Genomic DNA, 24980 nt, shown 5'->3' with positions numbered 1-24980 from the left:
GTTACTTTCGGATTCCGGAACGTAAAAAATAAAGTTTCATGCAAATCATTCAGGTTACCAACCGAAAATTGGTAGATGAATTTCACAAAGTACCAGAAAATATTTACAGAAAAGACCCCAACTGGATCCCGTCTTTGCAGATGATGATCGAGAACACCTTCAACCCAAATAAAAACAAACGCTATTTAAACGGCGACGCTGCCCGCTGGCTACTGCAAAAAGAGGAAAAATACATCGGACGGATTGCTGCTTTTTACGATGAAAAATATGCCGGCGGCTACGATCAACCCACCGGTTGCTGTGGTTTTTTCGAATGCATCGACAACCAGGAAGCAGCCAAGCTGCTTTTTGACACAGCCCGCGACTGGCTCCGTGAAAACGGCATGGAAGCGATGGACGGCCCGGTAAACTTTGACGAAAACTTCTTTTACTGGGGCTTGCTGACCGACGGTTTTCAGCCGCAAACTTTTGGCATGCAATACAACCCGAAGTATTACCTGGCTCTTTTTAAAGAATACGGCTTTAAAACCTACTACCGGCAATACAGTTATTCTCTCGATATTACCAACCCCGACCTGCCCGACAGGTTTTGGCGGATTGCCAGCTGGGTGGCACAAAAACCCGGATATTCTTTTGAGCATTTCCGCTACAAAGACCAGGACCGGTACATCCGCGATTTTATAGAGATCCATCAAAAAGCCTGGGGAGGCCACGCAAACTACAAGCCGCTGGATTTTAACCTGGTAAAAAGCTTGTTAAAAAACGCAAAGATCATCCTCGACGAAGAGTTTGTCTGGTACGCCTATCACAATGGGAAACCGATCGCTTTTTTTATGCAGATACTGGACTTGAACCAGGTCATTCAAAAGCTGAGAACGGGAAAACTAAACCTGTGGCAAGCCCTTAAAATGCTCTACCTTATCAAGCGAAAAACCATCACACGCTGCAGGGTTATTGTGTTGGGTGTGGTTCCGGGCTACCAGGGCAAAGGAATCGAGTCGGGTATTTTTCACCACCTGAAAAAAGTGATGCTAAAGAAACATTGGTACAACGATATGGAGATGAGCTGGGTGGGTGATTTCAACCCAAAAATGAATGCGCTTTTCAAATCGTTTGGTGCCGATCATAAACTCACACACCGAACCATGCGGTATTTATTCGACCGTAAAAAAGAGTTTGTACGGGCTCCAATTATTGAATAAAAGCTCGATGATTTATCCATTTTAAACTATTTTGGCATAAAATTTCACCATGCAACTGATAGAAGTTACCGATAAGAAAACCCGGAAGCTGTTTCACAGTATTCCGCAGCAGATATACAAAAACGATCCCAACTGGCCGGCAGTTCCTCCCATGATGATTGAATCCATTTTCAATCCGAAAAAGAACAAAACCTTTAAAAAAGGAAAAGCCATTCGTTGGGTGTTGCAAGCTGACGACGGGAAATTACTGGGACGAATCGCAGCTTTTATCAATTTCGACCTGGCCAAAACCTACGAACAACCAACCGGCGGTTGCGGCTTTTTTGAATGTGTCGACAACCAGGAAGCTGCCAATATGCTCTTTGAAGCAGCGGCTGAATGGAACAAAAAAAATGGTATGGAAGCCATGGACGGCCCCATTAATTTTGGAGAAAATTATGTGAACTGGGGCTTGCTCGCCGATGGTTTTAATCACCAGGGATACGGTATGCCGTACAACCCCAGCTACTATGAAAAACTTTTCCGCGGGTTTGGCTTCGATGTGTATTTTGAGCAGTATTCCTATCACCTCGATTATACCGTTCCCTTCCCGGAGCGTTTCTGGAAAATTGCTACCTGGGTAGCCCAAAAACCCCAGTTTAAATTCCGGCATTTTGATTACAGCCAAACCGATAAATTTGTAAAAGATTTTTGCCAGGTGTATGATGCAGCGTGGTCGTTTCACGAGCACTACAAGCCTTTAAATCCAGATGATTTATATGATTTTCTGAATGAGTCGAAAGCCATTCTCGACCCTGAAATGATCTGGTTTGCTTACGACAAAGACCGCCCCATTGCCATGTTTGTGATGGTGCCCGATGTTAACCAGATTTTTATGAAACTGGGAGGAAAAATGAACCTGTGGGGAATTCTGAAATTCTTTTATTACAAGCGAAAAAAAGTAATGACACGTACCCGGATTCTGTTAATGGGCGTTGATCCGAAATACCAGCGTTCGGGAATCGAGTCCGGAATTTTCTGGCACCAGGAACAAATCATGAAGAAAAAGTCGCACCAGCACTATACCGAAGTTGAGCTTTCGTGGGCCGGCGATTTCAACCCGAAAATTATTGCCATTTATGAAGCAACCGGTGCCAAACGAGCCAAAACACATTACACCATGCGGTATATGTTCGACCGCACCAAAGAAGTTAAAAAAGCTCCGATAATTGGTGCCTGACAACAACTTAAATAACAAGCAAATAAATAGCAGAAGTTTTTGGAAAAATGTAAACAATATTTATCTTTGCAGCCCGAATTAGAAAATGTAATAACGCAAGAATGGATTACAGTATAGAATGTAACCATTCGAAAAACATATAAAAAAATGAAAAAAGACATTCATCCTAAGGAATACAGACTGGTAGCGTTCAGAGATATGTCGAACGGACACACTTTCTTTACACGCTCAACTGTTGACACCAAAGAAACAGAAGTTATCGATGGCGTTGAATATCCGATCTACAAACTTGAGATCTCGAATACTTCTCACCCGTTCTACACAGGTAAAACCAAACTGGTGGACACTGCAGGACGTGTTGACAAGTTCATGAACCGTTACAGCAAACACATGGAAAACCGGAAAAAATAATTTTTCGAGAAGATACAGCAAAGCATCCGCCAACCGACGGGTGCTTTTTTTTTGTTCCCAACATGCAATTTTGTCGGTATTTATGGCTTTTGGAATGAACAATCGGCGATTGTTTGCCTTGTTTGTAATTGGCACGGCTATTGCCAATCAGTAGCCCTGTACATTCAGGCACTTTGCCTGCGACATTCTGTCATTTTTAGAAAAGAACTATGGGTAAAATTAAGAACACAGCATTTGAAGTTTTATACGCATCCGGAATGATGAACGACGATTCCGAATTTATCCCGATTATTGCCGACGGGGATGACAAGGAATTAAAAAATACCGAAATTCCATCGGTATTGCCCATTCTTCCGTTGCGAAACACGGTTCTCTTTCCGGGAGTAGTTTTGCCAATCACCGTCGGGCGCGAACGTTCGCTTCAATTGGTCCGCGATGTAAACCGCGGAAACAAACTTCTCGGAACTGTAGCCCAAAAAGATTATACGATTGACCGCCCCGAAAAAGAAGATCTTTACGAAGTTGGAACCGTTGCCGAAATTCTGAAGGTACTGGAAATGCCCGACGGATCGACTTCGGTGATCATCCAGGGAAAAAGAAGATACCAAATACGGGAATTCATCAGTGAAGATCCTTACTTCAAAGCAACGGTGGAACCCTTGGAAGACATCAGCCCAACCGACGATAACGAATTCAACGCCATTGTGGGTTCGCTCAAAGACCTGTCTATTAAAATTGCACAGTTTTCGTCGAACGTACCGCCGGAAGCTACTTTTGCGGTTAAGAACATAGAGAACTCAACTTTCCTGATCAACTTTATTTGCTCGAACACCGATTTGAGTGTGGAAGACAAACAAAAGTTACTGGAAATTGCCGAGCTGAAAGACCGTGGCATCCAGGCCATCAGCTTTTTGGTAAAAGAAGTTCAGATGCTGGAGCTAAAACACGATATCCAGAAAAAGGTAAAAACCGACCTGGATCGTCAGCAGCGTGAATACATGCTGAACCAGCAAATGAAAACCATCCAGGATGAGTTGGGCGGCAACCCGATCGAACAGGAAATAAATGCATTAAAAGAAAAGGCAAAGGAAAAGAAATGGGGCAAAGATGTGGCTCAGTTCTTTGAAAAGGAAGTGGAAAAACTGGGACGGCTTAACCCGGCAGCCGGCGAATATTCAGTGCAGTTTACCTTCTGTCAGACCTTGCTCGACCTTCCATGGAACGAATACACCGAAGATAACTTTGATCTGAAACATGCCAGCAAAGTGCTGGACGAAGATCATTACGGGCTGGAAAAAGTAAAGGAACGTATTTTGGAACACCTGGCGGTTCTGAAATTAAAGAACGATATGAAGGCTCCGATTCTTTGTCTTTACGGCCCTCCCGGAGTTGGAAAGACTTCGCTTGGGAAATCGGTAGCCCGTGCATTGGGCAGAAAATACGCCCGCATGAGTTTGGGTGGTCTGCACGACGAATCAGAAATTCGCGGGCACCGGAAAACTTATATCGGAGCCATGCCCGGCCGGATTATTCAGAACGTTAAAAAAGCCAAATCATCGAACCCGGTTTTTATTCTGGACGAGATCGACAAGGTGTCGAAACATTTTCACGGCGATCCTGCATCAGCTTTGCTGGAAGTGCTGGACCCGGAACAAAATAGCGAATTTCACGACAATTATATTGAGCACGATTTCGACCTGTCGAAGGTGATGTTTATTGCCACAGCGAACTCGCTAAGCACCATTGCACCACCGTTACGCGATCGCTTGGAACTGATTGAAGTGAGCGGCTACCTGCTGGAAGAAAAGGTAGAAATTGCCAAACGGCATTTGATTCCCAAACAACTTGAAAACCACGGTTTAAAAAAGTCAGACATCACTTTTACAAAAGAAGTGATCGAGCTGATCATTGATGGTTACACCCGTGAATCGGGTGTTCGCGAGCTCGACAAGAAGATTGCAAAAGTGGTGCGCAGGGTAGCCAAAAAGATTGCTTTTGAGGAAGACTACAATAAAAAACTTACCCGCGATGACATTCGTGAATACCTGGGTGTTACTGAATATTCGAAGGAAAAATACCAGGGGAACGATTTTGCGGGAGTGGTTACCGGCCTTGCCTGGACAGCCGTTGGCGGAGAAATTCTTTATGTAGAATCGAGCCTCAGCAAAGGCAAGGGAGCATTAACACTTACCGGAAACCTGGGCGATGTAATGAAAGAATCGGCCATGCTGGCACACGAATATTTAAAATCGCATGCTGACGAGCTTGACCTGAATCCGGAAATATTCACCAACTGGAATGTGCACATTCACGTTCCGGAAGGCGCAATCCCAAAAGACGGCCCGTCGGCCGGGGTTACCATGGTTACTTCGCTGGCGTCAACTTACACTCAGCGGAAAGTAAAGAAAAGTCTCGCGATGACAGGTGAAATTACCCTCCGCGGAAAAGTACTTCCGGTGGGTGGAATCAAAGAGAAAATTCTGGCAGCCAAACGGGCCGGCATTACCGAAATCATCCTTTCGGAACAAAACAGGAAAAACCTGGAAGACATTAAGGAAGCCTATCTGAAAGGATTGAAGTTCCATTTCGTAAATACGATTATGGACGTACTGGAGATTGCACTGCTAAAAACCAAAGTGGATAAGCCGTTGAAGATTTCGTAAACATAGTGGGAGGAAATTCCCGTATCGCAGATAAAAAATCCCTTAGGACTTTTAAGTTTCCTAAGGGATTTTTTCATTCCTCAAACTTCATAAATTCAAGCAGTTGTAGAAAATATTCCGTCGACCAGATAGTAAGTTCCTGCGGATGCAAAACAAAACGACGCACATCATCTCTTACCTGTTCAATTTTTGTGGTCGCAATTTTAGTTTTTAGAAGCTCCACAAACTGCTCTTGGGACAAATCCCTGAAACCAAGCCCTTCACTTTGAATAGCACGTTCTTTAAAATGGTTGAAATCAAGCGGAACATTATTCCTGATGTACCATTCAAAATCATACCAATCCCTTCCTTTTACCCGGTTTCGCCAATTGCGGAAAAGCAGCGCATGCATTTTTCCGGCAAATAACCCGGGCAAAGTAAAACAGCGCGTCATAAATGAAAAAGGAAGCAAAAGCAGCTTGTATTCTGTTTTAAATTTCAATGGCGGATTTTTATCTACTTCAATTTTTACCTTGACCGATGGCTCGGCGTTGAACCGAATATTTACAATGTCGGTAGTATCCTTTAAAAAGGCTGATTCAATATGCGTATCTATATTTTTCTCTTTTTTTTCGATATCAATATTTCGTCCCACCGCAAGGAACTCTGCTTGAATGACATCAAAATAATTCTCAAGCCGGAAATCAGCCTCCGCTTTCATTAACGAAAAGTCCATATCCTCGGAAAAGCGGGGCAGCTTATGAAAGATACGCAGACAGGTACCTCCGTAAAAAGCCGCTTTTTCAAAAAAACCAGCCCTGTTTAACCCCGCCAGGCACACCTGCTGCATTACTTCGTGCATGGCGTTTAGCCGGTCTTCTTTTGTTGTGATGTTGTAACGCGACATCATTTGATTGAAAATATCAGCCATTTTGCAAAACCTCCAGTAAAAAATTTAACTCCCGGCTTTTCCTACGATGCTGAGCACAAGCTGCAACAATATCAATGTCCCAGACAGGGCGTTCGCTCAAATCGATTCGCAGATCGTAAAGAATATACTCACGCGCTGCCCGAGCCGACTGAAATCGCAAACCCGACGTTGAAATAATTAAATCGCAAAGCGCTTTTTCGGGTGTGGCTATCAAAAAAGCATACTCATCTCCAACAAGCACCTGTTCTATCCCGATCGAGTAATAGTCTTCCGGCACAGTTATATACTCAAACTCACCCAGCGGCGTTGAATAGCTTTTGGCTCTTTTAAAAGTAGATGAAACCACGGCATTTACTCTTTCGGGATTCAGCCGGTGATAGGAAAGCGCACTTTCACACGAAACATAAGACGGTCCGTAGAGATTATTTGCGATCAACTCCCTTGAAACTTCCCGAGTGCCACTTGCGGAGCTGGCAATATACAAGCCCCGACGCAGGCGAATTAACTCGCCCGAACGTTCCATACTGGATATTTTGTTGTTCGGAGAACGATAAGCTCCAAGCAGTTCCCTTACAACAGGCATCTCCATTGGGATATTGGGATATGTATAATCTCTTGCCATTACTTTTCTGCATACAAAAGTAGCTGATTTTACACACTTAATCAACTATATTTACATTTTCTACTCAAATACAGCTACTGCAATCCAAATAAGAATTTTTCGAATACACCAAAAGCATACAAAAAACAGATGGCATCCGACTGAGATTTCCCACATTCGAATGCCATCTGTTTTTCCCGGAACTCCCAATAAAATAAAAAAACCCTAAGGGAGCTTCGCGACCCTTAGGGTTTTTTGGTTAAAAGAACCCCAGTTCCAAACGGGCCTCTTCGCTCATCATCGACTTATCCCACGGCGGCTCAAACGTCAGATCCACATTCACTGTTTGAATGCCCTCAACCGATTGAGCAGCCTGCGTAACATCGTCGATCAGCACATCTACCACCGGACATCCGGGAGCGGTGAGCGTCATTACAATGCTGGCATTGTTTTCTTCATCCACATCCACATTGTAGATCAGTCCCAAATCATATACATTCACCGGAATTTCCGGATCGTAGACCTCTTTGAGGTTATTTATGATTAAATCAATTCTTTTGTCCATGTCAGTCTCCTTATCCTGCAATCTTGCTATAAGCAACAGCGTATAACCTAATTTGTTTTACCATGGCCAGCAATCCGTTAGACCGGGTGGGTGACAAATGCTGTTTTAAACCAATATCATCGATAAAATGCAGTTCGTTTTCCAGCAATTCCTGCGGCGTTCTTTCCGAAGCCACCCGCAGCAACAAAGCAACCAGGCCTTTTACGATAACGGCATCACTTTCTCCGCGAAAGTGAATCTTCCCGTCTTTCATTTCAGCTACCAGCCACACCCGCGACTGGCATCCTTTAATCAGGTTCTGATCGTTTTTGTCGATGGCATCCAGTTCTCCCAGATCGTTTCCAAGCTCAATCAGGTATGAATATTTATCCATCCATTCATCAAACATCGAAAATTCGCCAATTATCTCTTGCTGTACTTGTTCAATGGTCATACTCAATTTCTTAATACAGGATGCAAATGTCGTAATTTTTCAGTTATTACAAGAATCATCTTTCTGAAAAAATGGGGAATATATTTCGGACACACAGCATTTTAAACAAATGACAAAAATGAATCCAAGGCCGCTAAACTTTCCCAATACCCAGGAATAAGACAAGTAAAATTTCGGATTGAGATCAATTCTCTTCTTGCTCACTACTTTGCGTCCTCCTGCGCCTTACCGATAATGTACTTGCTTCGCTTTTTTGAATAAGTATAAATAAGTAAATGCTTCGTTTCACCTCTTTTATTATTTCTATCTTAATCGTTTCAAAAAAATCAACATTGTAGAACCTTTAAATATTCTTGAAATGAATTCATTAGCAGGGACAAAAACAGAACAAAATTTACTGAAAGCATTTGCCGGCGAATCGCAGGCCCGCATGCGTTATGATTACTTTGCCAGCCAGGCCAAAAAAGAAGGGTTGGAGCAAATTGCAGCGCTTTTCACTGAAACCGCTTTAAACGAAAAAGAACACGCTAAAAGGTTCTTCAAATTTTTGGAAGGAAGCATGGTAGAAATTACCGCTACTTACCCGGCCGGAAAAATCGGCACAACCCTGGAAAACCTGAAAGCCTCGGCTGACGGCGAAAACGAAGAATGGGTGGACCTGTATCCCGAGTTTGCCAAAGTTGCCGAAGAAGAGGGTTTTAAAGAAATTGCCATGGCCTTTAAATTAATTGCAAGGGTAGAAGAAGCCCACGAAAAAAGATTCCGTACCCTTTACGACAATCTGAATGAAGGCAAGGTTTTTAAACGCGGCGACAAAGTGGTTTGGAAATGCAGAAACTGTGGTTTTCTTCATGAAGGAATGGCTGCGCCGAAAATGTGCCCGGCTTGCCAGCACCCACAGTCATACTTCGAAATCAAAGAGTCAAATTATTAAACTCAATAAGACCCTAAGGAACTTCAACCTTAGGGTTTTCTTTTTTCAGAACATCATCTTCACCTTGTTCAATGCGGCCATAAATACATCGATTTCGTCTTTGGTATTGTAGATTCCGAACGAAATGCGCACACAGCCCTGAATGCCGTAATGCGCCATAACGGTATCGGCACACAAATGCCCGGTACGAAGTGCAATCCCCATTTTATCGAGTAGCATACCCAAATCGTACGAATGAATTCCTTCGATGTTAAACGAGATCACTCCCGATTTCCGGGGCGCTTCACCATAAATCTTCATGCCCTCTATTTCCTTCAGCTTTTGAGTAGCATAGACAAGCAGCGAATGTTCCCAGGCGGCCATGTTTTCCAACCCGATTTTATTCATCAGACCGAGCGCAGCACCAAAGGCAATTACCCCTGAAATATGCGGCGTACCCGCTTCGAATTTATACGGTAACTCATTGAAAGTTGTGCCTTCGAACGAAACCTCCGAGATCATCTCCCCTCCTCCCTGGTAGGGCGGCATTTCTTCGAGCCACTTTTCTTTTCCGTACAAAATACCCACGCCGTTGGGGCCGTACATCTTGTGGGCAGAAAAAACATAGAAATCGGCATCCAGTTCCTGTACATCAATCGAAATGTGGGGAGATGCCTGTGCACCATCCACCAGAACAGCCACCTTGCTTTGGTGGGCGAGTTCAATTATTTCTTTTACCGGATTGATCGTTCCCAATACATTGGAAACATGAGCTACTGCAATCAGTTTTGTTTTTTCATTGATGAGAGACGGAAGCTTTTCAATTTCCAAAACCCCCAGGTCGTTAAACGGAAGCTTGACAATTTTTGCCCCTTTCCGGCCAGCGGCCAGCTGCCACGGAACAATGTTGGCGTGGTGTTCCATTTCCGAAACAATGATTTCATCTCCGGCCTTCACAAAACGCTCACAAAACGAACTTGCCACCAGGTTAATACTTTCGGTGGTTCCTTTGGTAAAAATGATTTCCCTGCGGGAAGCAGCATTAATAAAAGCCCGCACCTGCTCGCGTACATCTTCAAATTCCTGCGTGGCTTTATCGGCCATAAAATGCGCCCCGCGGTGTATGTTTCCGTAGTGATCGTTGTGCAGTTCTTCCTCCTTCTTCAATACCTGAAAAGGCTTCTGAGAAGAAGCAGCGCTATCGAAATAAATCAAAGGTTTGTTGTAAACCTCCTTCTTCAATACAGGAAAGAAACTACGTATTTCGTCTATGTTGTAAGCCATGTCTGTTTTGTTTTTCCGTTCACCGAACGGGCAGTTGCAAAGGTGCGAAAGATTTCTTAAAACAAAGAACCGCTCTTTGTATGAAAGAACGGTCACCTTGTAATCCCTTCCGATGTATCCAAACGGATATTCTCCGGGTTAATCTATAACTTAAAAATTAACAGTCTTTTCCGTAAGAGCACTCGTGGCAACGCGCCAGTTCGCCTCTTAATCTTTTATCAACCAGTTCGTCGATACGTTCACGCAGCGGCTCCAGTTTAATCTCCTGGATCACTTCGTGCGCAAAAGCATTCATCATCATCAGTCGAGCCTTGTCTTCGTCAATTCCCCTGGCGCGAAGGTAGAACAATGCTTCCTCGTCAATCTGCCCAACCGTAGCACCGTGGCTGCATTTTACGTCGTCGGCATCAATAATCAGCTGCGGCTTGGTTTGCATGGTCGCCTGGTCGGTCAGCAACAAGTTGTTGTTTCGCTGAAATGCATTTGTTTTTTGTGCATCGCGAACCACGTGTATCCTGCCCGAAAATGCTCCGGTTGATTGCTCATCCAGTACATTTTTGTAAACCTGGTTACTTACGCAATGCGGCTTTGCATGAATTACCTGCGTGAAATTATCGGCGTGTTGTTTTTTATCCAAAAACGTAATACCGTACATATTGGCTTCGCAATTCTCTCCGTTCAGAATGAATTTCAGGTTATTGCGAATCAGGCCTCCATGCAAGGATGCAGTGTGTGTTGTTACCCGCGAGTCGCGTTGCTGTTCTACAAAAACCGAATGAATGCTGGTTGCTTTGTTGTGCTGATTTTGCAAAGCGTAAAACTCCACTTCAGCATTGCTTCCTGCAAAAACTTCGGTTACCGAGTTGCTCAGGTAGTTGTTCAAGTTTTCGCTGTGATCGCACAACAACAGTTGCAGTTTTGCGCCTTCTTCCACACAAATATAGTTTCGCTGCGTAACCAGCAGATCAGACGATCCTTTCATCAAGTTGATGATCTGAATGGCTTTATCAAGCACCACGCCTTTCGGAACAAACAGGAAGAAACCGTCTTTGGCAAATGCGGTGTTCATCGCCACCATCGGGTCTTCGTCCGGGTTGGCCAGACTGGCATATTTCGAAAGAAGTTCAGGACGTTCCTTTGAAATATTCTCCAGGCTGTCAAGGATCACTCCTTCCGGAAGCTGATCAATTGCGCTGCTCTTTTTTGAAAACCATCCGTTGTAAACAAAGGCCAGCGTAGTATTCAACTGCGGCACATCGCAACGGAAAATTTCCTGCAGATTGGCTTCTTCATCTGTCCGCGAATGCACAAAGGCAAATTCCGGAGCAAACGAAGGATGCAGGTTGGTATATTTATAGTCTTCGTTTTTTCGCGTCGGGATACCCTGCATTACAAAACTCTGAAATGCCTTGCTTCGCTGGGCATTCAGGATGTCGGAAGAACCTTCGAAAAGCTCCTCTTTCACCTGTTTGTAATACGCGGTGTACTTAAGCGATAAATCGACTTTTTCTAATGTAACACTCATCTTAGTTGTCTGTTTTAATCCAGTCGTACCCTTTTTCTTCCAGTTCGAGGGCCAGCTCTTTCCCAGCCGTTTTTACAATTTTCCCTTTGTAAAGAATGTGTACAAAATCGGGTACAATATAATCCAGCAGGCGTTGGTAGTGGGTTACCACAATGGCCGATCTTTCCGGAGAACGTAACGCGTTTACTCCGTTGGCCACTGTTTTCAATGCGTCAATATCAAGACCAGAGTCGGTTTCATCCAAAATAGCCAAACGGGGTTCAAGCAATGCCATCTGGAAAATTTCGTTTTTCTTTTTCTCTCCACCGGAGAAACCTTCATTCACCGAGCGGTTGGTCAGATTCGGATGCATGTCGACCATGTCCATCTTTTCGCGCATCAGTTTCAGGAATTCGCCTGCGGTAAGTTCTTTTTCGCCTTTGTGTTTGCGGTGTTCATTTACGGCCGACTTCAGAAAGTTCACCATTGGCACGCCCGGAATTTCAACCGGGTACTGGAAACTTAGAAAAAGACCATCTTTTGCACGGTCTTCCGGTGCTTTTTCCAGCAAATCTTCGCCGTCAAAAAGTACGGAACCCGAAGTAACTTCGTACTCTTCTTTTCCGGCCAAAACATTTGCCAGGGTACTTTTCCCCGACCCGTTCGGGCCCATGATGGCATGAACTTCACCCGGCTTCACTTCCAGGTTGATTCCTTTCAGTATTTCCATTCCCTCAACGGAAACATATAAATCTTTTATTGATAACATTTTAAATAGTATTGAGATTTGAGTATTGAGTAAAGAGCCTCTTTACTTCCTCTTTAACTTTGAACTTTTAACATTAAACTCTGAACACTTAGCCTACACTGCCCTCCAAACTGATCTGCAACAACTTCTGGGCTTCTACTGCAAACTCCATCGGAAGTTTGTTCAGCACCTCCTTGGCATAACCGTTTACGATCATTCCAATGGCCATTTCGGTGTCGATACCGCGCTGGTTGCAGTAAAAAATCTGGTCTTCTCCAATCTTCGAGGTGGTTGCTTCGTGTTCCACTACCGACGATTTGTTTCCTACTTCTATGTATGGGAAAGTGTGTGCACCACAGGTATCGTTTAATAACAGCGAATCACACTGCGAGAAGTTTCGTGAGTTTTTCGCTCCCGGGAGAATCTTCACCAAACCACGGTACGAGTTATCGCTTTTACCGGCTGAAATACCTTTTGAAATGATCGTTGACTTGGTATTTTTACCAATGTGGATCATTTTAGAACCGGTGTCGGCCTGCTGGTGATTGTTGGTAACAGCCACCGAGTTAAACTCACCAACTGAATTGTCACCCATCAGAATACAACTTGGGTATTTCCAGGTAATGGCTGATCCGGTTTCTACCTGAGTCCAGCTGATTTTGGAAGAAACACCGCGGCAAACACCTCGCTTGGTTACGAAGTTGTAAATACCGCCTTTCCCGTTTTTATCACCCGGGTACCAGTTCTGAACCGTAGAATATTTTACTTCCGCGCGGTCGAGTGCAATAATTTCAACCACCGCTGCATGCAACTGGTTTTCGTCACGCATTGGAGCCGTGCAACCTTCCAGGTAACTAACGTAACTGTCGTCGTCGGCTACAATCAGCGTCCGCTCAAACTGACCGGTATTGGCTGCGTTGATACGAAAATAGGTTGACAATTCCATCGGACAGCGAACTCCCTTTGGAATGTAGCAAAACGAACCGTCGCTAAACACGGCCGAATTTAAGGCCGCAAAGTAATTGTCGGCAACCGGCACCGCTTGTCCGAGGTATTTCTGTACCAACTCGGGATGCTCTTTCACCGCTTCCGAGAACGAGCAGAAAATAATACCTTTTTCAGCTAGAGTTTCCTTGAAAGTGGTTTTAACCGAAACGCTGTCGATTACCGCATCAACGGCCACCCCCGCCAACTGTTTCTGTTCTTCGAGCGGAATTCCCAACTTGTTGAAAGTCTCCAGCAACTCGGGATCAACTTCATCCAAACTATCGTATTTTGCTTTATTCTTTGGTGCAGCGTAATAACTGATTGCCTGAAAATCGATGGCCGGGACTTTTAAATAGGCCCAGTTGGGCATTTTCATTTTCAGCCATCTACGGTAAGCCTCCAAGCGGAAATTCAACATGAACTCCGGCTCTTCCTTTTTGGCAGAAATCAAACGAATCACATCCTCGTTCAGTCCTTTCTCAATAATATCGGTTTCAATATCGGTTACGAAACCGTATTTATATTCGCCTTGCGTAACATCTGATAATATCTTATCCTGATCTTCCATTCTTCTAGTTTTCTACCCTTATAACAATGTTGAAATAAGAGTGTTTAAATAAATTGCAAAGATATAAAACTATGGGTATTTTTGCTCCCTGAATAGTACAATTAATACTTCTTTGTCTGTATTTAATAATGAGTAAAGAAACAAAACATACCAGCATTTCGACTCTGGGCGAATTTGGCCTGATTGATCGGTTGACAAAAAATATTCAGTTAAAAAACGACAGCTCTGTTTTGGGTGTTGGCGACGACGCTGCCATTCTTGACTACCGCAACAAACAGATTGTGGTTACCAGCGATTTGCTGACTGAAGGCATCCATTTCAACCTGATGTATGTACCATTGAAACACCTTGGATACAAGTCGGTAGCAGTGAATCTTTCGGACATTTATGCCATGAATGCCACGCCGAAACAGATCACCATCAGCATTGCCATTTCCAGCAAATTTTCGGTGGAGGCTATGGATGAGCTGTACGAAGGCATTTACCTCGCCTGCGAAAGATACGGGGTTGACCTGGTGGGAGGCGATACTACCAGTTCTTTGACTGGATTGACCATCAGCATTACAGCCATTGGGGAAGTGGAAAAAGACGACATTGTAAAACGAAGTGGCGCCCGGGCCAACGACCTGCTTTGTGTTTCAGGCGATTTGGGCGGAGCCTACATGGGACTGCAACTACTCGAACGTGAGAACGAAGTTTTCAAGGTGAACGAGAACATGAAGCCTCAGCTAAGCGGATACGACTATATACTGGAACGCCAGCTTAAGCCCGAGCCGCGCGCCGATATTATTGCAGCCTTCAAAAAAATGGGTATTAAACCCTCGTCAATGATTGATATTTCCGACGGACTTTCTTCCGAAATTATGCATTTGTGCAAAAACTCGGGAGTTGGATGCAGCTTGTTTGAAGACAAAGTGCCCATGGATCTCCAAACCAAACAAATGGCAGAAGAACTCAACATCAACCCGCTGGTGGCAGCACTTAACGGAGGGGAAGACTACGAGCTGCTGTTTACGCTTCCGCTGGATGATTACGAGAAGATCAAGAATGATCCTGACTTTACGATCATTGGTCACATGACGGAAGCTTCTGAAGGCATTAACCTGGTTACAACCGTAGGTTCTGCTATTCCTTTACAGGCACAGGGATGGAATCACGGGAAATAAACCACGACACATAGATTTAGGTTGAAGACAGAAGGGTGAAAACACCAGCTTGCCAGTAGCAGGGAAGAAAAAGGATATACACAACTTCTGTCTTCAAGCAAAAAATACAACCCCAAAAGACAAAAGTCGCAACAATAGATTTTCAGGGGCTTAACCATTCGCCTAAAACAAAAAATGCCATCCCGTTTCCGGAATGGCATTTAGTTCGTTATTATCACAACTTAATCGGGGAAGTACCCACGAATTACTCCACGTTTCGAGTCTTTTACAAACAAAAGGACTTCATCGCGTTCGGGTGTTGCGGGCATTTCTGCCTCAATAATTTCTACCGCCTGCGCTACATTCAAACCTTTCTGGTAAATGTAACGGTAAATGTCCTGCACTTCGCGGATTTTATCATTATTGAAATTTCGTCTGCGTAAACCAATCGAGTTAATACCTACATACGACAACGGCTCGCGACCGGCTTTAATAAACGGAGGAACGTCTTTACGAACCAAAGAACCTCCGGAGATCATTACATGCGAACCGATTCTGCAGAATTGATGAATGGCAGTCATCCCTCCGATGATCGCCCAGTCGTCAATACAAACTTCACCAGCCAATTGTGTACTGTTCACCAAAATGACATTATTACCCACCACACAGTCGTGTGCAATGTGTACATAAGCCATAATCAGGTTATTGTTTCCCACCACGGTTTTCCCTTTGGCAGTAGTTCCCCGGTTAATAGTTACAAATTCGCGGATGGTATTGTTATCTCCGATTTCAACAGTTGAGTACTCACCCTTGAATTTCAGATCCTGCGGAACAGCGCCAATTACAGCACCCGGAAAAATTTTGCAGTTTTTACCAATCCTGGTTCCAGGTAAAATGGTAACGCTTGAACCGATCCTTGTTCCTTCTCCAATTACAACATCGTGATCGATAGAAACGAAAGGCTCAATAACAACGTTATCAGCTATTTTCGCATCCGGATGAACGTAAGCTAGTGGTTGTTTCATTCTATAATATTAATTATTTAATCTGTTTTGAGAACTATTTGTGCCATAAACTCACCTTCGGCTACAATTTTGTCTCCTACATAAGTGAGCCCCTTCATGTTGGCTATTCCTCTTCTGATCGGCGAAGTTAATTTTAATTTAAAAATCAACGTATCGCCGGGCACAACTTTCTGTCTGAATTTAACATTATCTACCCGAATAAAATAGGTAGAATACTTCTCCTTTTTCTGACTAAGCACCAGCAAACCACCGCATTGAGCCATTGCTTCAATTAGCATTACTCCGGGCATTACCGGCTCCTCAGGAAAGTGTCCCTGGAAGAACGGCTCGTTTACGGTTACGTTCTTTACACCAACAATCTCGTCCTCGTTTATGCACACAATTTTATCCACCATCAAAAAAGGATAACGATGTGGCAACAGATCCCTGATTTTATTGATGTCCATCAAAGGTTTGTCATTCGGATTGCATTTGGGCGCACTTTCTTTTTCTTTTAGCCACTGACGTTTCAGCTCTTTGGCAAAAATCGTATTGGGGCCGTGTCCCGGTTTTGATGCAATTACCCGTCCTTTGATTCGCTTCCCGCACAGGGCAAGGTCACCAATCACATCCAGCAGTTTGTGCCGGGCACATTCGTTGTCGAAATGCAGGTCGAGGTTGTTCAGGATTCCCTGAGGTTTTACCTCCACTCTCGGATGATTGGTTAAATCGGCCAGCCGATCAAGCGCTTCCTGAGAAATTTCCTGATCGATGATCACAATGGCATTGTTCAGATCGCCACCCTTGATCAGGTTATGATTGAGTAAGAATTCTATCTCTCTTACAAATACAAAAGTTCGGCACTCAGCCACTTCCGTTCTGAAATCCTGGATTGAATCGAGCGTGGCGTACTGATTACTCAATACGGCCGACGGGAAAGAGATCATCACGTTCAGGCGATAATCGTCGTCGGGCAGGGCCACAATGTGCGATCCCGACTTTTCGTCATATATTTCAACCTTTTCCGTAATCTCAAAATACTCACGATCGGCTTCCTGCTCCACTACTCCGGCCTTTTCGATGGCTCCCACGAAATATTTTGAGCTACCATCCATGATGGGGGCTTCTTCGTTGTTCACCTCAATCAGCACATTGTCGAGGTCCATCCCGATAAGTGCAGCCAGTGCATGTTCAATCGTGCCAATCCGGGCACCCTCTTTTTCCAGTAAAGTTCCTCTCGAGGTATCGACTACCAAATCCACATCAGCATCAATAATTGGCTGATGCTCCAAATCTACTCTTTTGAATTTAAATCCGTGATTTACCGGCGCCGGCAAAAAGTTCATGGTTACCATTACACCAGTGTGCAATCCTTTGCCCTCGATCTTAAATGGGTTCGCCAGCGTTTTTTGTTTTTCAAGCATGTAATATGAAATTCGTTCTATTTGTTTTTAAGGGCGGCCATCTCCTTTTTCAGCCGGGCCAGATCAGTGCGCATCTCCGGCAGATACCGAAGTGCCACATAGGCTTTCATGGCTTGTTTTATCTCAATGGCCGGAGAACCGAACAATACCTGGTTGCTTTTCACACTCTGACCAACACCAGACTGTGCCCCCAAGGTAACATGGTCTCCAACAGTAATATGCCCTCCCAGTCCTACCTGACCGGCAAATTTGTTATAATTTCCAACTTTGGTTGATCCGGAAATTCCTACCTGGCCGGCAAAAACATTGTGTTCGCCAATGTCGCAATTGTGTGCGATCTGCACCAGGTTATCAATTTTGGTACCTTTACGAATAATGGTATGCCCCATTGTTCCGCAATCGATGGCGGTATTGGCTCCAATTTCCACATCGCTTTCCAAAATAACATTTCCAATCTGTGGTATCTTTTTATAGGTACCATCTTCTTGCGGGGCAAATCCAAACCCGTCGGAGCCAATTACGGCTCCCGAATGAACGATGCAACGGTCTCCGATCACCGTATCCGCATAAATTTTGGCGCCGGCATAAATAATACTGCCATCGCCAACACTCACATTTTCACCAATGTGCACCTGCGGGTGAATCTGAACATTGTTGCCAATTTTTGATCCCTGCCCAACATAGGCAAAAGCTCCCACATAAATATCTTCTCCCAGCGCAACACCTTCAGCGATGAAACTAGGCTGTTCGATGCCTGTTTTTAGCTTTGCAGTAGCCTGCACGTAAAGATCCAGCAACGAAGCAAATGCTTTGTATGCATCGTCTACTTTAATAAGTGTAGTATTGATTTCTTTCCGGGGAACAAATGATTTATTCACCAAAACAATGGATGCCTTGGTTTCATATATATAATGTTCATATTTTGGATTTGCAAGGAAAGCCAGAGTTCCTTCTTTCCCTTCTTCGATTTTCGAAACATTCGAAACCTTTACATCGCTATCCCCAACGATCTCTCCATTGAGAAATGACGCAATGTCCGTAGCTTTAAACTCCATTATCCGTTTTTTTTGCGATGCAAATATAACTTTTAACTAATAAATGTCCAATTCTTTAGGATAACACACAAAATACTTGCGTACAGCCTTCGATAACACTGACAAATTTATGTCGGAAGCTTCGTTCAATTCTTTTATGGTGTGATCTTTATAAAGGACAAATATATTTTCGTCATGTTTATTGTAGGCGCTGTTAGTTATAACATCGGCCATCAAAAAATATTTTGCATCCTCCGGATTTGCAATAATCTTCTCCCTGATTAAGGCAAGCAGGCTTTCTTCTTTTTTCTTTGAAAGTGGTTTGTCCAGCATCCGGATCCGGAATAATTTGCGATTGGTAAGACACTGGGCCAGCTTCGATAAAACCGGGTCGGAATGGTGCTGCCATTCTTTCATCGAAATAAAAATATCGTTGTCGTCCAGAAGTGTGTACCAGTTCAGAACCGACCGCCCCTCTATTTCTATGTTCCGGCAAAAATCTTCCGATAAAAATGCGTTCTCCAGAAAAATTTTAAGCGTAGGCGTAGCATATAGTTTTTCTCCGGCATGAATAAGCTGGCGCGCACGTTTTAACACATTCAGCAACATAAACTCGGCAGCTACAACGGTTTTATGCAGGTACACCTGCCAGTACATCAAGCGCCTCGAAATCAGGAATTTTTCGATGGAATAAATCCCCTTTACATCCACAACCAGCTGATCGTCGTAAACATTCAGCATCTTAATAATACGATCAATACCGATTGTGCCTTCCGCCACGCCGGTAAAAAAGCTGTCGCGGCTTAGGTAATCGAGCCGGTCCATATCCAGCTGGCTGGCCACCAGCTGATGCAAAAACTGCTTTTTGTATTCGTTCCGGAAGATTTTGATCGCCAGGTCGAGTTGCCCGCCAAACTCGCGGTTTAACTCCTGCATGAGCAAAAGTGAAATCTCTTCGTGCGAACAATTAACCAGTGTATTTTCCAACACGTGCGAGAAAGGCGCGTGGCCAATGTCGTGCAACAAAATGGCAATGGTAACAGCTTCGGCTTCTTCCTCGGTAATCTTGTGCCCTTTTAAACGTAGGGTTGAAATGGCCTGCCGCATCAGATGCGTAGCTCCCAGCGCATGTTCAAAGCGGCTGTGGTTGGCTCCCGGAAATACCATAAACGAAAGGCCCAGCTGTTTGATTCTTCGCAGCCGCTGAAAAAACGGATGTTCCAGCAGATCGAAAACAGTTTCGGACTGAAGATTGATAAACCCAAAGACGGGATCGTTTATGATCTTTTTTTTATTTACCTGCTTTCGCTTCACTTGTTTGCCTAATTCAAAACGCCTAAAAGTACAAAACTTTCACGAATCGCAATACCCATCTGATTCTGTGAGTCATATCCGCTTGCCGCCGGAAAAATACGGTTGCAAAACCGCCGCCCTGCAAAAGATTTTTATCGTTTAAAATCAATTATTTAAGCTTTCCGTTCATATTTGTCAATGTTCAGGATTTTTTCTATTTTTGCGGAGAATTTTCTAAAAAGTATTTTTAGGGGACCTCGGGTTCCCTATTTTGTTGGAAGTAACAGCGATGATTGCTAAGGAAATAATAGAAAAACTGGTCAGGGAAAAACTGGACGAACGCATGTTTATCGTCGAAATAAACGTTAGCAGCACTAACGTAATCCATGTTTTTGTGGACAGTTACGATGGAATGACGATCGAACAGTGTATTGCGATCAGTAGAAACGTTGAACACAATCTCGACCGCGAAGAAGAAGATTTTGCACTGGAAGTTTCTTCACCCGGGCTTACCGAAAGCTTTAGGGTAAAGGAACAGTACATTAAATATACCGGCAAGGCAATCAAAGTAGTAACTGCTGATGACCAGAAATTGGAAGGCCTCTTAAAATCGACTTCCGACGAGGGAATTGTTTTGGAAACCTCCGGAAAAGAGAAAGTGGAAGGTCAGAAGAAGAAACAATTGGTGGTAAAAGAGTATAACTTAAAATACGACGATATTAAAAGTGCGAAAGCGGTAATTTCATTTAAATAAAGTTGACAATGGAAAATATAAACCTGATAGATACTTTTGCTGAATTCAAAGAGCTGAAGAACATTGATAGGGTAACAATGATGAGTGTACTGGAAGAAGTGTTCCGCAGTGTGCTTATCCGTCAGTACGGCACCGATGAGAATTTCGATGTGATTATTAACATCGACAAGGGCGACTTTGAAATCTGGAGAAGACGTGAGGTGGTAGCCGACGAAGATCTGGAAGACCCGTATCTTCAGATTTCGCTTACCGATGCACATAAAATCGACGAAGACTTTGAAGAAGGCGAAGAAGTAACCGACGAGGTAAAACTTGCCGACTTTGGAAGAAGGGCCATTCTGAATTTGCGTCAGAACCTGGCCAGCAAAATTTTGGAACTGGAAAAAGACCATATTTACGGTAAATACAAAAATAAAATCGGTGATATAATTACCGGAGAAGTATACCAGGTTTGGAAAAAGGAAATCCTGATTCTGGACGACGAAGGCAACGAACTGATTCTTCCGAAATCAGAGCAAATTCCTTCTGACTATTTCCGCAAGGGAGACAACGTTCGCGCCATTGTTTACAAAGTAGAATTGCGCAACAACAACCCGCTGATCATTTTATCGAGAACGGCTCCGGTCTTCCTCGAAAGACTGTTCGAGCTGGAAATCCCTGAAATTTTTGACGGGCTGATCACCATTAAAAAGATTGTTCGCGTACCCGGAGAAAGGGCAAAAGTTGCCGTTGAATCGTACGATGAACGAATCGACCCGGTGGGAGCTTGTGTTGGGATGAAAGGATCGCGTATTCACGGCATTGTTCGGGAATTGAAAAACGAAAACATTGACGTGATCAACTACTCGGCCAATTTGCAACTCTATATTAAGAGAGCATTAAATCCGGCAAAGATTAACTCGATCAAAATTATTGAAGCCCAGAAAAAAGCGGAAGTTTACCTAAGACCCGAAGAAGTTTCACTCGCCATCGGTAAAGGAGGGCTGAACATCCGTTTGGCCAGCCAGCTAACAGGCTACGAGATCGATGTTTACCGTGAAATGGAAGAAGACGAAGAAGACGTTAATTTGGATGAATTCGCAGATGAAATTGAAGGATGGGTAATCGATGCATTGAAAGCCATCGGTTGCGATACGGCTAAAAACGTATTGAACATCCCACGCGAAGACCTGATTAAACGTACCGACCTTGAAGACGAGACCATTGACGACGTTCTCAAGGTATTGAAATCAGAGTTTGAATAAAATGCCGGTTGTATCCTCTTGGAAACGGGCATTATAATGAATAGAAAATAAAAATTTATGGCAGGTACAGTTAGGCTCAGTAAACTTGCAAGAGAATGTAATGTGGGGATTCACACGATTGTGGAATACCTGCATAAAAAGGGATATGATATTGATTCGAATCCAAACACAAAAGTGGATACGGAAGCCGTGAAACTGCTTGAGCAGGAATACAAGGTGGATATTTCACTGAAAAAGGAATCGGAAAAGATCAGTCTGAAAAGTCAGCGCCCTAAAAAAGAGGTGCTTACCATCGATGGCGAGGAAGAAGTTGCCGAACCTGTAACCAAGGCAGAAGCACCTGCACCAGCGCCAACTCCGGCGCCTGCACCAAAGCCAGCTCCGGCTCCGGAAAAGCCGAAGCCAGAGGAGATCAAAATTGAAAGGCCTGCCGCCGAAGCTCCCAAGATCCTGGGCAAGATCGATCTTGACGAGCATAACAAACCCAAGAAAAAAGCAGAAGAGCCGGTAAAAGAAGAGCCTAAAGCAGCCGAGGTAAAACCCGAAGTTGTAAAAGAAACTCCTGCTCCGGAGGCCCCAGTAGCTTCTAAAAAAGAGGAAATTAAAGAAGAACCAAAAATGCAACCGGTAGTGGAGAAAGCAGAACCAGAGATGGTTGAAACCGAGATCCCCAAAGTAGAGGAAGTAAAAGTTGTCGGGAGGATCAACCTTGACGACATCAATCAAAAAACCCGTCCCGACAAAAAGACAAGGGAAGAAAAAGAGCGGGAACGTCAGGAAAGAAACCGTCAGCGTGCAGCAGAGCATTCAGCCGCCAATCAGCAAAAAGAAGCCAAACCCGACGACGACAATATGATCCGTACCAGGGTTCAAAAGTTGAATGGCCCAACCGTTCTTGGCAAAATTGAATTACCGCAGAAAAAAGAATCTTCTGACTCGGATCAGAATTCACGGAATAAAAAACGCCGGAAGAGAATACCCAAAGACGCTGTTGGTGGTCGTGTGAACGTTGATCGTCCGCAATCGCCCAACCAGCCAAAAGGTAAGTTCCAGGTGAATAAAACCGGTGCCGCCGGTGGTAAGAAAAAACGTTTACTCAAAAAAGAAGTAAACGAGGAAGATGTACAAAAGCAGATTAAAGATACACTGGCCCGTTTAACTACCAAGGGAAAATCCAAGGGGTCGAAACACCGCCGCGACAAGCGTGCTGCCGCTACCGAAAGGATGCACGCCGACATGGAAAAACAAATGCTGGAGCAGAACATTCTGAAGGTAACCGAATTTGTTACAGTAGCAGAATTGGCGACCATGATGAATGTGGGCGTTAACCAGATCATTTCATCGTGTATGTCGCTGGGGCTCTTTGTTTCAATCAACCAGCGCCTCGATGCAGAAACACTTTCGGTAGTTGCCGAAGAATTTGACTACAAGGTAGAATTTGTAAGTGTGGAAATCCAGGAAGCGATCGAAGAAGAAGCAGATGCAGAAGAAGATCTGAAATCGCGCCCACCGATTGTTACCGTAATGGGACACGTTGACCACGGTAAAACATCACTGCTCGACTACGTGCGTAACGCCAACGTAATTGCGGGTGAGGCCGGAGGTATTACTCAGCACATCGGGGCCTACAACGTAAAACTCGAAGATGGCCGTGTGATCACTTTCCTTGATACACCGGGTCACGAAGCATTTACTGCGATGCGTGCACGTGGAGCACAGGTAACCGACATTGCCATTATTATTGTGGCGGCCGACGACAATGTGATGCCACAAACCGTGGAAGCGATCAACCATGCCGCTGCCGCGGGTGTACCGATCGTTTTCGCCATCAACAAAATTGATAAACCGGGTGCAAATCCTGAAAAGATAAAAGAAGAGCTGGCCAACATGAACTACCTGGTTGAAGAATGGGGTGGTAAATACCAGAGCCACGATATTTCAGCCAAAAACGGTATCGGTATCGAAGAACTTTTGGAGAAAGTATTGCTTGAAGCCGAAATGCTGGAACTAAGAGCCAACCCCGATAAAAAAGCTCATGGTACGATTATCGAATCGGAGCTCGACAAAGGGCGTGGTTATGTTTCAACCGTGCTGGTTCAAAACGGAACACTCCGTGTGGGTGACATCCTGATTGCCGGACAATATTTTGGACACGTAAAAGCAATGTTTAACGAGCGTAACCAGCGCATTACCGAGGTGGGACCCGCACAACCGGCCATTATTCTCGGGTTGAACGGAGCACCGCAGGCCGGCGATAAATTCAACGTAATGGACAGCGAGCGCGATGCCCGTAACATTACCAACAAACGTGAGCAGCTGGCTCGTGAGCAAGGGCTCAGAACTCAAAAACATATTACGCTGGATGAAATCGGCCGCCGAATTGCGATCGGAAACTTCCAGGAGCTGAACCTGATTGTAAAAGGTGACGTGGACGGATCGATCGAGGCATTGTCTGACTCGCTGATCAAACTGTCGACCGAAGAAATCCAGGTGAACATCAAACACAAAGCCGTTGGACAGATTACCGAATCCGATATTCTTTTGGCCGCTGCATCAGAAGCCATTGTAATAGGATTCCAGGTTCGTCCGTCGCTGAATGCACGTAAACTGGCCGAGAAAGAACAGATCGACATTCGTCTGTACTCGATCATCTACGATGCCATCAACGAGATCAAAGCGGCAATGGAAGGTATGTTGGCTCCGGAAATCAAGGAAGAGATTCTGGGTACCGTGGAAGTGATGGAAACATTCAAAATTACCAAAGTGGGTACTGTGGCAGGTTGTCTCGTTCGCGATGGTAAAATCATCCGTAACGCCAAAGCCCGCGTAATTCGTGACGGTATTGTTATCTACTCCGGCACGCTCGGATCGCTGAAACGTTTCAAGGAAGATGTAAAAGAAGTGAAAAATGGCTACGAATGTGGTTTGAACATTGATAACTTCAACGACATTAAAGTGGGCGACCACATTGAAGCATTCCACGAAATAGAAGTTGCAAAACAATTGTAAAACACGAATAAAGTATTGAGAAAGGCCGGGATTCAGTTCCGGCCTTTTTCATGCCCGTCAACTTG

21 protein-coding genes are annotated in these 24980 nt (G+C 44.3%); 9 read left to right on the top strand and 12 right to left on the bottom strand.

Annotated features, from left to right (window positions below; genetic code table 11):
• Positions 1–38: 38 nt before the first annotated feature.
• From D1614_RS04635 to lon, 4 genes are all read left to right on the top strand, one after another.
• The gene (locus D1614_RS04635; RefSeq protein WP_119436725.1) at positions 39–1202 is read left to right on the top strand and encodes a GNAT family N-acetyltransferase; all 1164 of its coding nucleotides are present in this window, start codon (positions 39–41) and stop codon (positions 1200–1202) included.
• 49 nt (positions 1203–1251) lie between these two features.
• Positions 1252–2421, top strand: coding sequence for a GNAT family N-acetyltransferase (locus D1614_RS04630; RefSeq protein ID WP_119436724.1), 1170 nt, complete (start codon positions 1252–1254; stop codon positions 2419–2421).
• 147 nt (positions 2422–2568) lie between these two features.
• Complete coding sequence (locus D1614_RS04625) at positions 2569–2832, top strand: type B 50S ribosomal protein L31 (RefSeq protein ID WP_119436723.1); 264 nt, start codon at positions 2569–2571, stop codon at positions 2830–2832.
• Between the two features lie 209 nt (positions 2833–3041).
• On the top strand, positions 3042–5495 hold the full coding sequence (gene lon / locus D1614_RS04620) for an endopeptidase La (protein ID WP_119436722.1): 2454 nt from the start codon (positions 3042–3044) through the stop codon (positions 5493–5495).
• 73 nt (positions 5496–5568) lie between these two features.
• Here lon and D1614_RS04615 read toward each other — a convergent pair whose 3' ends face one another.
• The 4 genes from D1614_RS04615 to D1614_RS04600 all read right to left on the bottom strand — a co-directional run bounded on the left by D1614_RS04615 (position 5569) and on the right by D1614_RS04600 (position 8004).
• Positions 5569–6405 (bottom strand): nucleotidyl transferase AbiEii/AbiGii toxin family protein, encoded by an 837-nt coding sequence (locus D1614_RS04615; RefSeq protein WP_119436721.1) that lies wholly within the window; start codon positions 6403–6405, stop codon positions 5569–5571.
• Positions 6398–7027 (bottom strand): type IV toxin-antitoxin system AbiEi family antitoxin domain-containing protein, encoded by a 630-nt coding sequence (locus tag D1614_RS04610; protein ID WP_119436720.1) that lies wholly within the window; start codon positions 7025–7027, stop codon positions 6398–6400. The genes D1614_RS04615 and D1614_RS04610 overlap by 8 nt, the downstream gene beginning before the upstream one ends.
• A gap of 238 nt (positions 7028–7265) precedes the next feature.
• The gene (locus D1614_RS04605; RefSeq protein ID WP_119436719.1) at positions 7266–7571 is read right to left on the bottom strand and encodes a metal-sulfur cluster assembly factor; all 306 of its coding nucleotides are present in this window, start codon (positions 7569–7571) and stop codon (positions 7266–7268) included.
• 10 nt (positions 7572–7581) lie between these two features.
• Positions 7582–8004, bottom strand: coding sequence for a SufE family protein (locus D1614_RS04600; protein ID WP_119436718.1), 423 nt, complete (start codon positions 8002–8004; stop codon positions 7582–7584).
• A gap of 358 nt (positions 8005–8362) precedes the next feature.
• Here D1614_RS04600 and rbr point away from each other — a divergent pair, with 358 nt between their 5' ends.
• Complete coding sequence (gene rbr, locus D1614_RS04595; RefSeq protein WP_119436717.1) at positions 8363–8938, top strand: rubrerythrin; 576 nt, start codon at positions 8363–8365, stop codon at positions 8936–8938.
• A 45-nt stretch (positions 8939–8983) separates the two neighbouring features.
• Here rbr and D1614_RS04590 read toward each other — a convergent pair whose 3' ends face one another.
• The 4 genes from D1614_RS04590 to sufB all read right to left on the bottom strand — a co-directional run bounded on the left by D1614_RS04590 (position 8984) and on the right by sufB (position 14008).
• A complete protein-coding gene (locus D1614_RS04590) occupies positions 8984–10201 on the bottom strand; it encodes an aminotransferase class V-fold PLP-dependent enzyme (RefSeq protein ID WP_119436916.1) in 1218 nt (405 codons plus the stop codon).
• A gap of 157 nt (positions 10202–10358) precedes the next feature.
• A complete protein-coding gene (gene sufD, locus D1614_RS04585; RefSeq protein WP_119436716.1) occupies positions 10359–11726 on the bottom strand; it encodes a Fe-S cluster assembly protein SufD in 1368 nt (455 codons plus the stop codon).
• Position 11727: 1 nt separating this feature from the next.
• On the bottom strand, positions 11728–12474 hold the full coding sequence (gene sufC, locus D1614_RS04580; protein ID WP_119436715.1) for a Fe-S cluster assembly ATPase SufC: 747 nt from the start codon (positions 12472–12474) through the stop codon (positions 11728–11730).
• 88 nt (positions 12475–12562) lie between these two features.
• Positions 12563–14008 carry a Fe-S cluster assembly protein SufB gene (gene sufB, locus D1614_RS04575; protein WP_119436714.1) on the bottom strand — a complete coding sequence of 482 codons (1446 nt, stop codon included), beginning with the start codon at positions 14006–14008 and terminating at the stop codon, positions 12563–12565.
• Between the two features lie 128 nt (positions 14009–14136).
• Between sufB and thiL the strand changes: the two genes are divergently transcribed.
• Complete coding sequence (gene thiL, locus D1614_RS04570; protein WP_119436713.1) at positions 14137–15174, top strand: thiamine-phosphate kinase; 1038 nt, start codon at positions 14137–14139, stop codon at positions 15172–15174.
• 221 nt (positions 15175–15395) lie between these two features.
• Here thiL and lpxA read toward each other — a convergent pair whose 3' ends face one another.
• The 4 genes from lpxA to D1614_RS04550 are packed head-to-tail and all read right to left on the bottom strand — an operon-like array spanning position 15396 to position 19929.
• On the bottom strand, positions 15396–16178 hold the full coding sequence (lpxA, locus tag D1614_RS04565; RefSeq protein ID WP_119436712.1) for an acyl-ACP--UDP-N-acetylglucosamine O-acyltransferase: 783 nt from the start codon (positions 16176–16178) through the stop codon (positions 15396–15398).
• Positions 16179–16195: 17 nt separating this feature from the next.
• Positions 16196–17581 carry a bifunctional UDP-3-O-[3-hydroxymyristoyl] N-acetylglucosamine deacetylase/3-hydroxyacyl-ACP dehydratase gene (locus D1614_RS04560; RefSeq protein WP_119436711.1) on the bottom strand — a complete coding sequence of 462 codons (1386 nt, stop codon included), beginning with the start codon at positions 17579–17581 and terminating at the stop codon, positions 16196–16198.
• A gap of 17 nt (positions 17582–17598) precedes the next feature.
• Positions 17599–18636 (bottom strand): UDP-3-O-(3-hydroxymyristoyl)glucosamine N-acyltransferase, encoded by a 1038-nt coding sequence (lpxD, locus tag D1614_RS04555; RefSeq protein WP_119436710.1) that lies wholly within the window; start codon positions 18634–18636, stop codon positions 17599–17601.
• A 36-nt stretch (positions 18637–18672) separates the two neighbouring features.
• Positions 18673–19929, bottom strand: a complete 1257-nt coding sequence (locus D1614_RS04550) for an HD domain-containing protein (RefSeq protein ID WP_119436709.1) — start codon at positions 19927–19929, stop codon at positions 18673–18675.
• A 268-nt stretch (positions 19930–20197) separates the two neighbouring features.
• Here D1614_RS04550 and rimP point away from each other — a divergent pair, with 268 nt between their 5' ends.
• Genes rimP through infB form a run of 3 tightly spaced genes read left to right on the top strand, consistent with a single transcriptional unit; the run spans position 20198 to position 24915 of the window.
• Entirely contained in the window at positions 20198–20662 is a 465-nt protein-coding gene (rimP, locus tag D1614_RS04545; RefSeq protein ID WP_119436708.1) for a ribosome assembly cofactor RimP, read from the top strand.
• Between the two features lie 8 nt (positions 20663–20670).
• A complete protein-coding gene (nusA, locus tag D1614_RS04540; protein WP_119436707.1) occupies positions 20671–21906 on the top strand; it encodes a transcription termination factor NusA in 1236 nt (411 codons plus the stop codon).
• A gap of 57 nt (positions 21907–21963) precedes the next feature.
• Positions 21964–24915, top strand: a complete 2952-nt coding sequence (gene infB / locus D1614_RS04535; RefSeq protein WP_119436706.1) for a translation initiation factor IF-2 — start codon at positions 21964–21966, stop codon at positions 24913–24915.
• Positions 24916–24980: the final 65 nt, after the last annotated feature.

The sequence above is a fragment of the Maribellus luteus genome (assembly GCF_003576475.1).
Classification (GTDB): domain Bacteria; phylum Bacteroidota; class Bacteroidia; order Bacteroidales; family Prolixibacteraceae; genus Draconibacterium; species Draconibacterium luteum.
The sequence above is the reverse complement of the archived record's forward strand: the minus strand, read 5'-3'. Positions and strand labels throughout refer to the sequence as shown.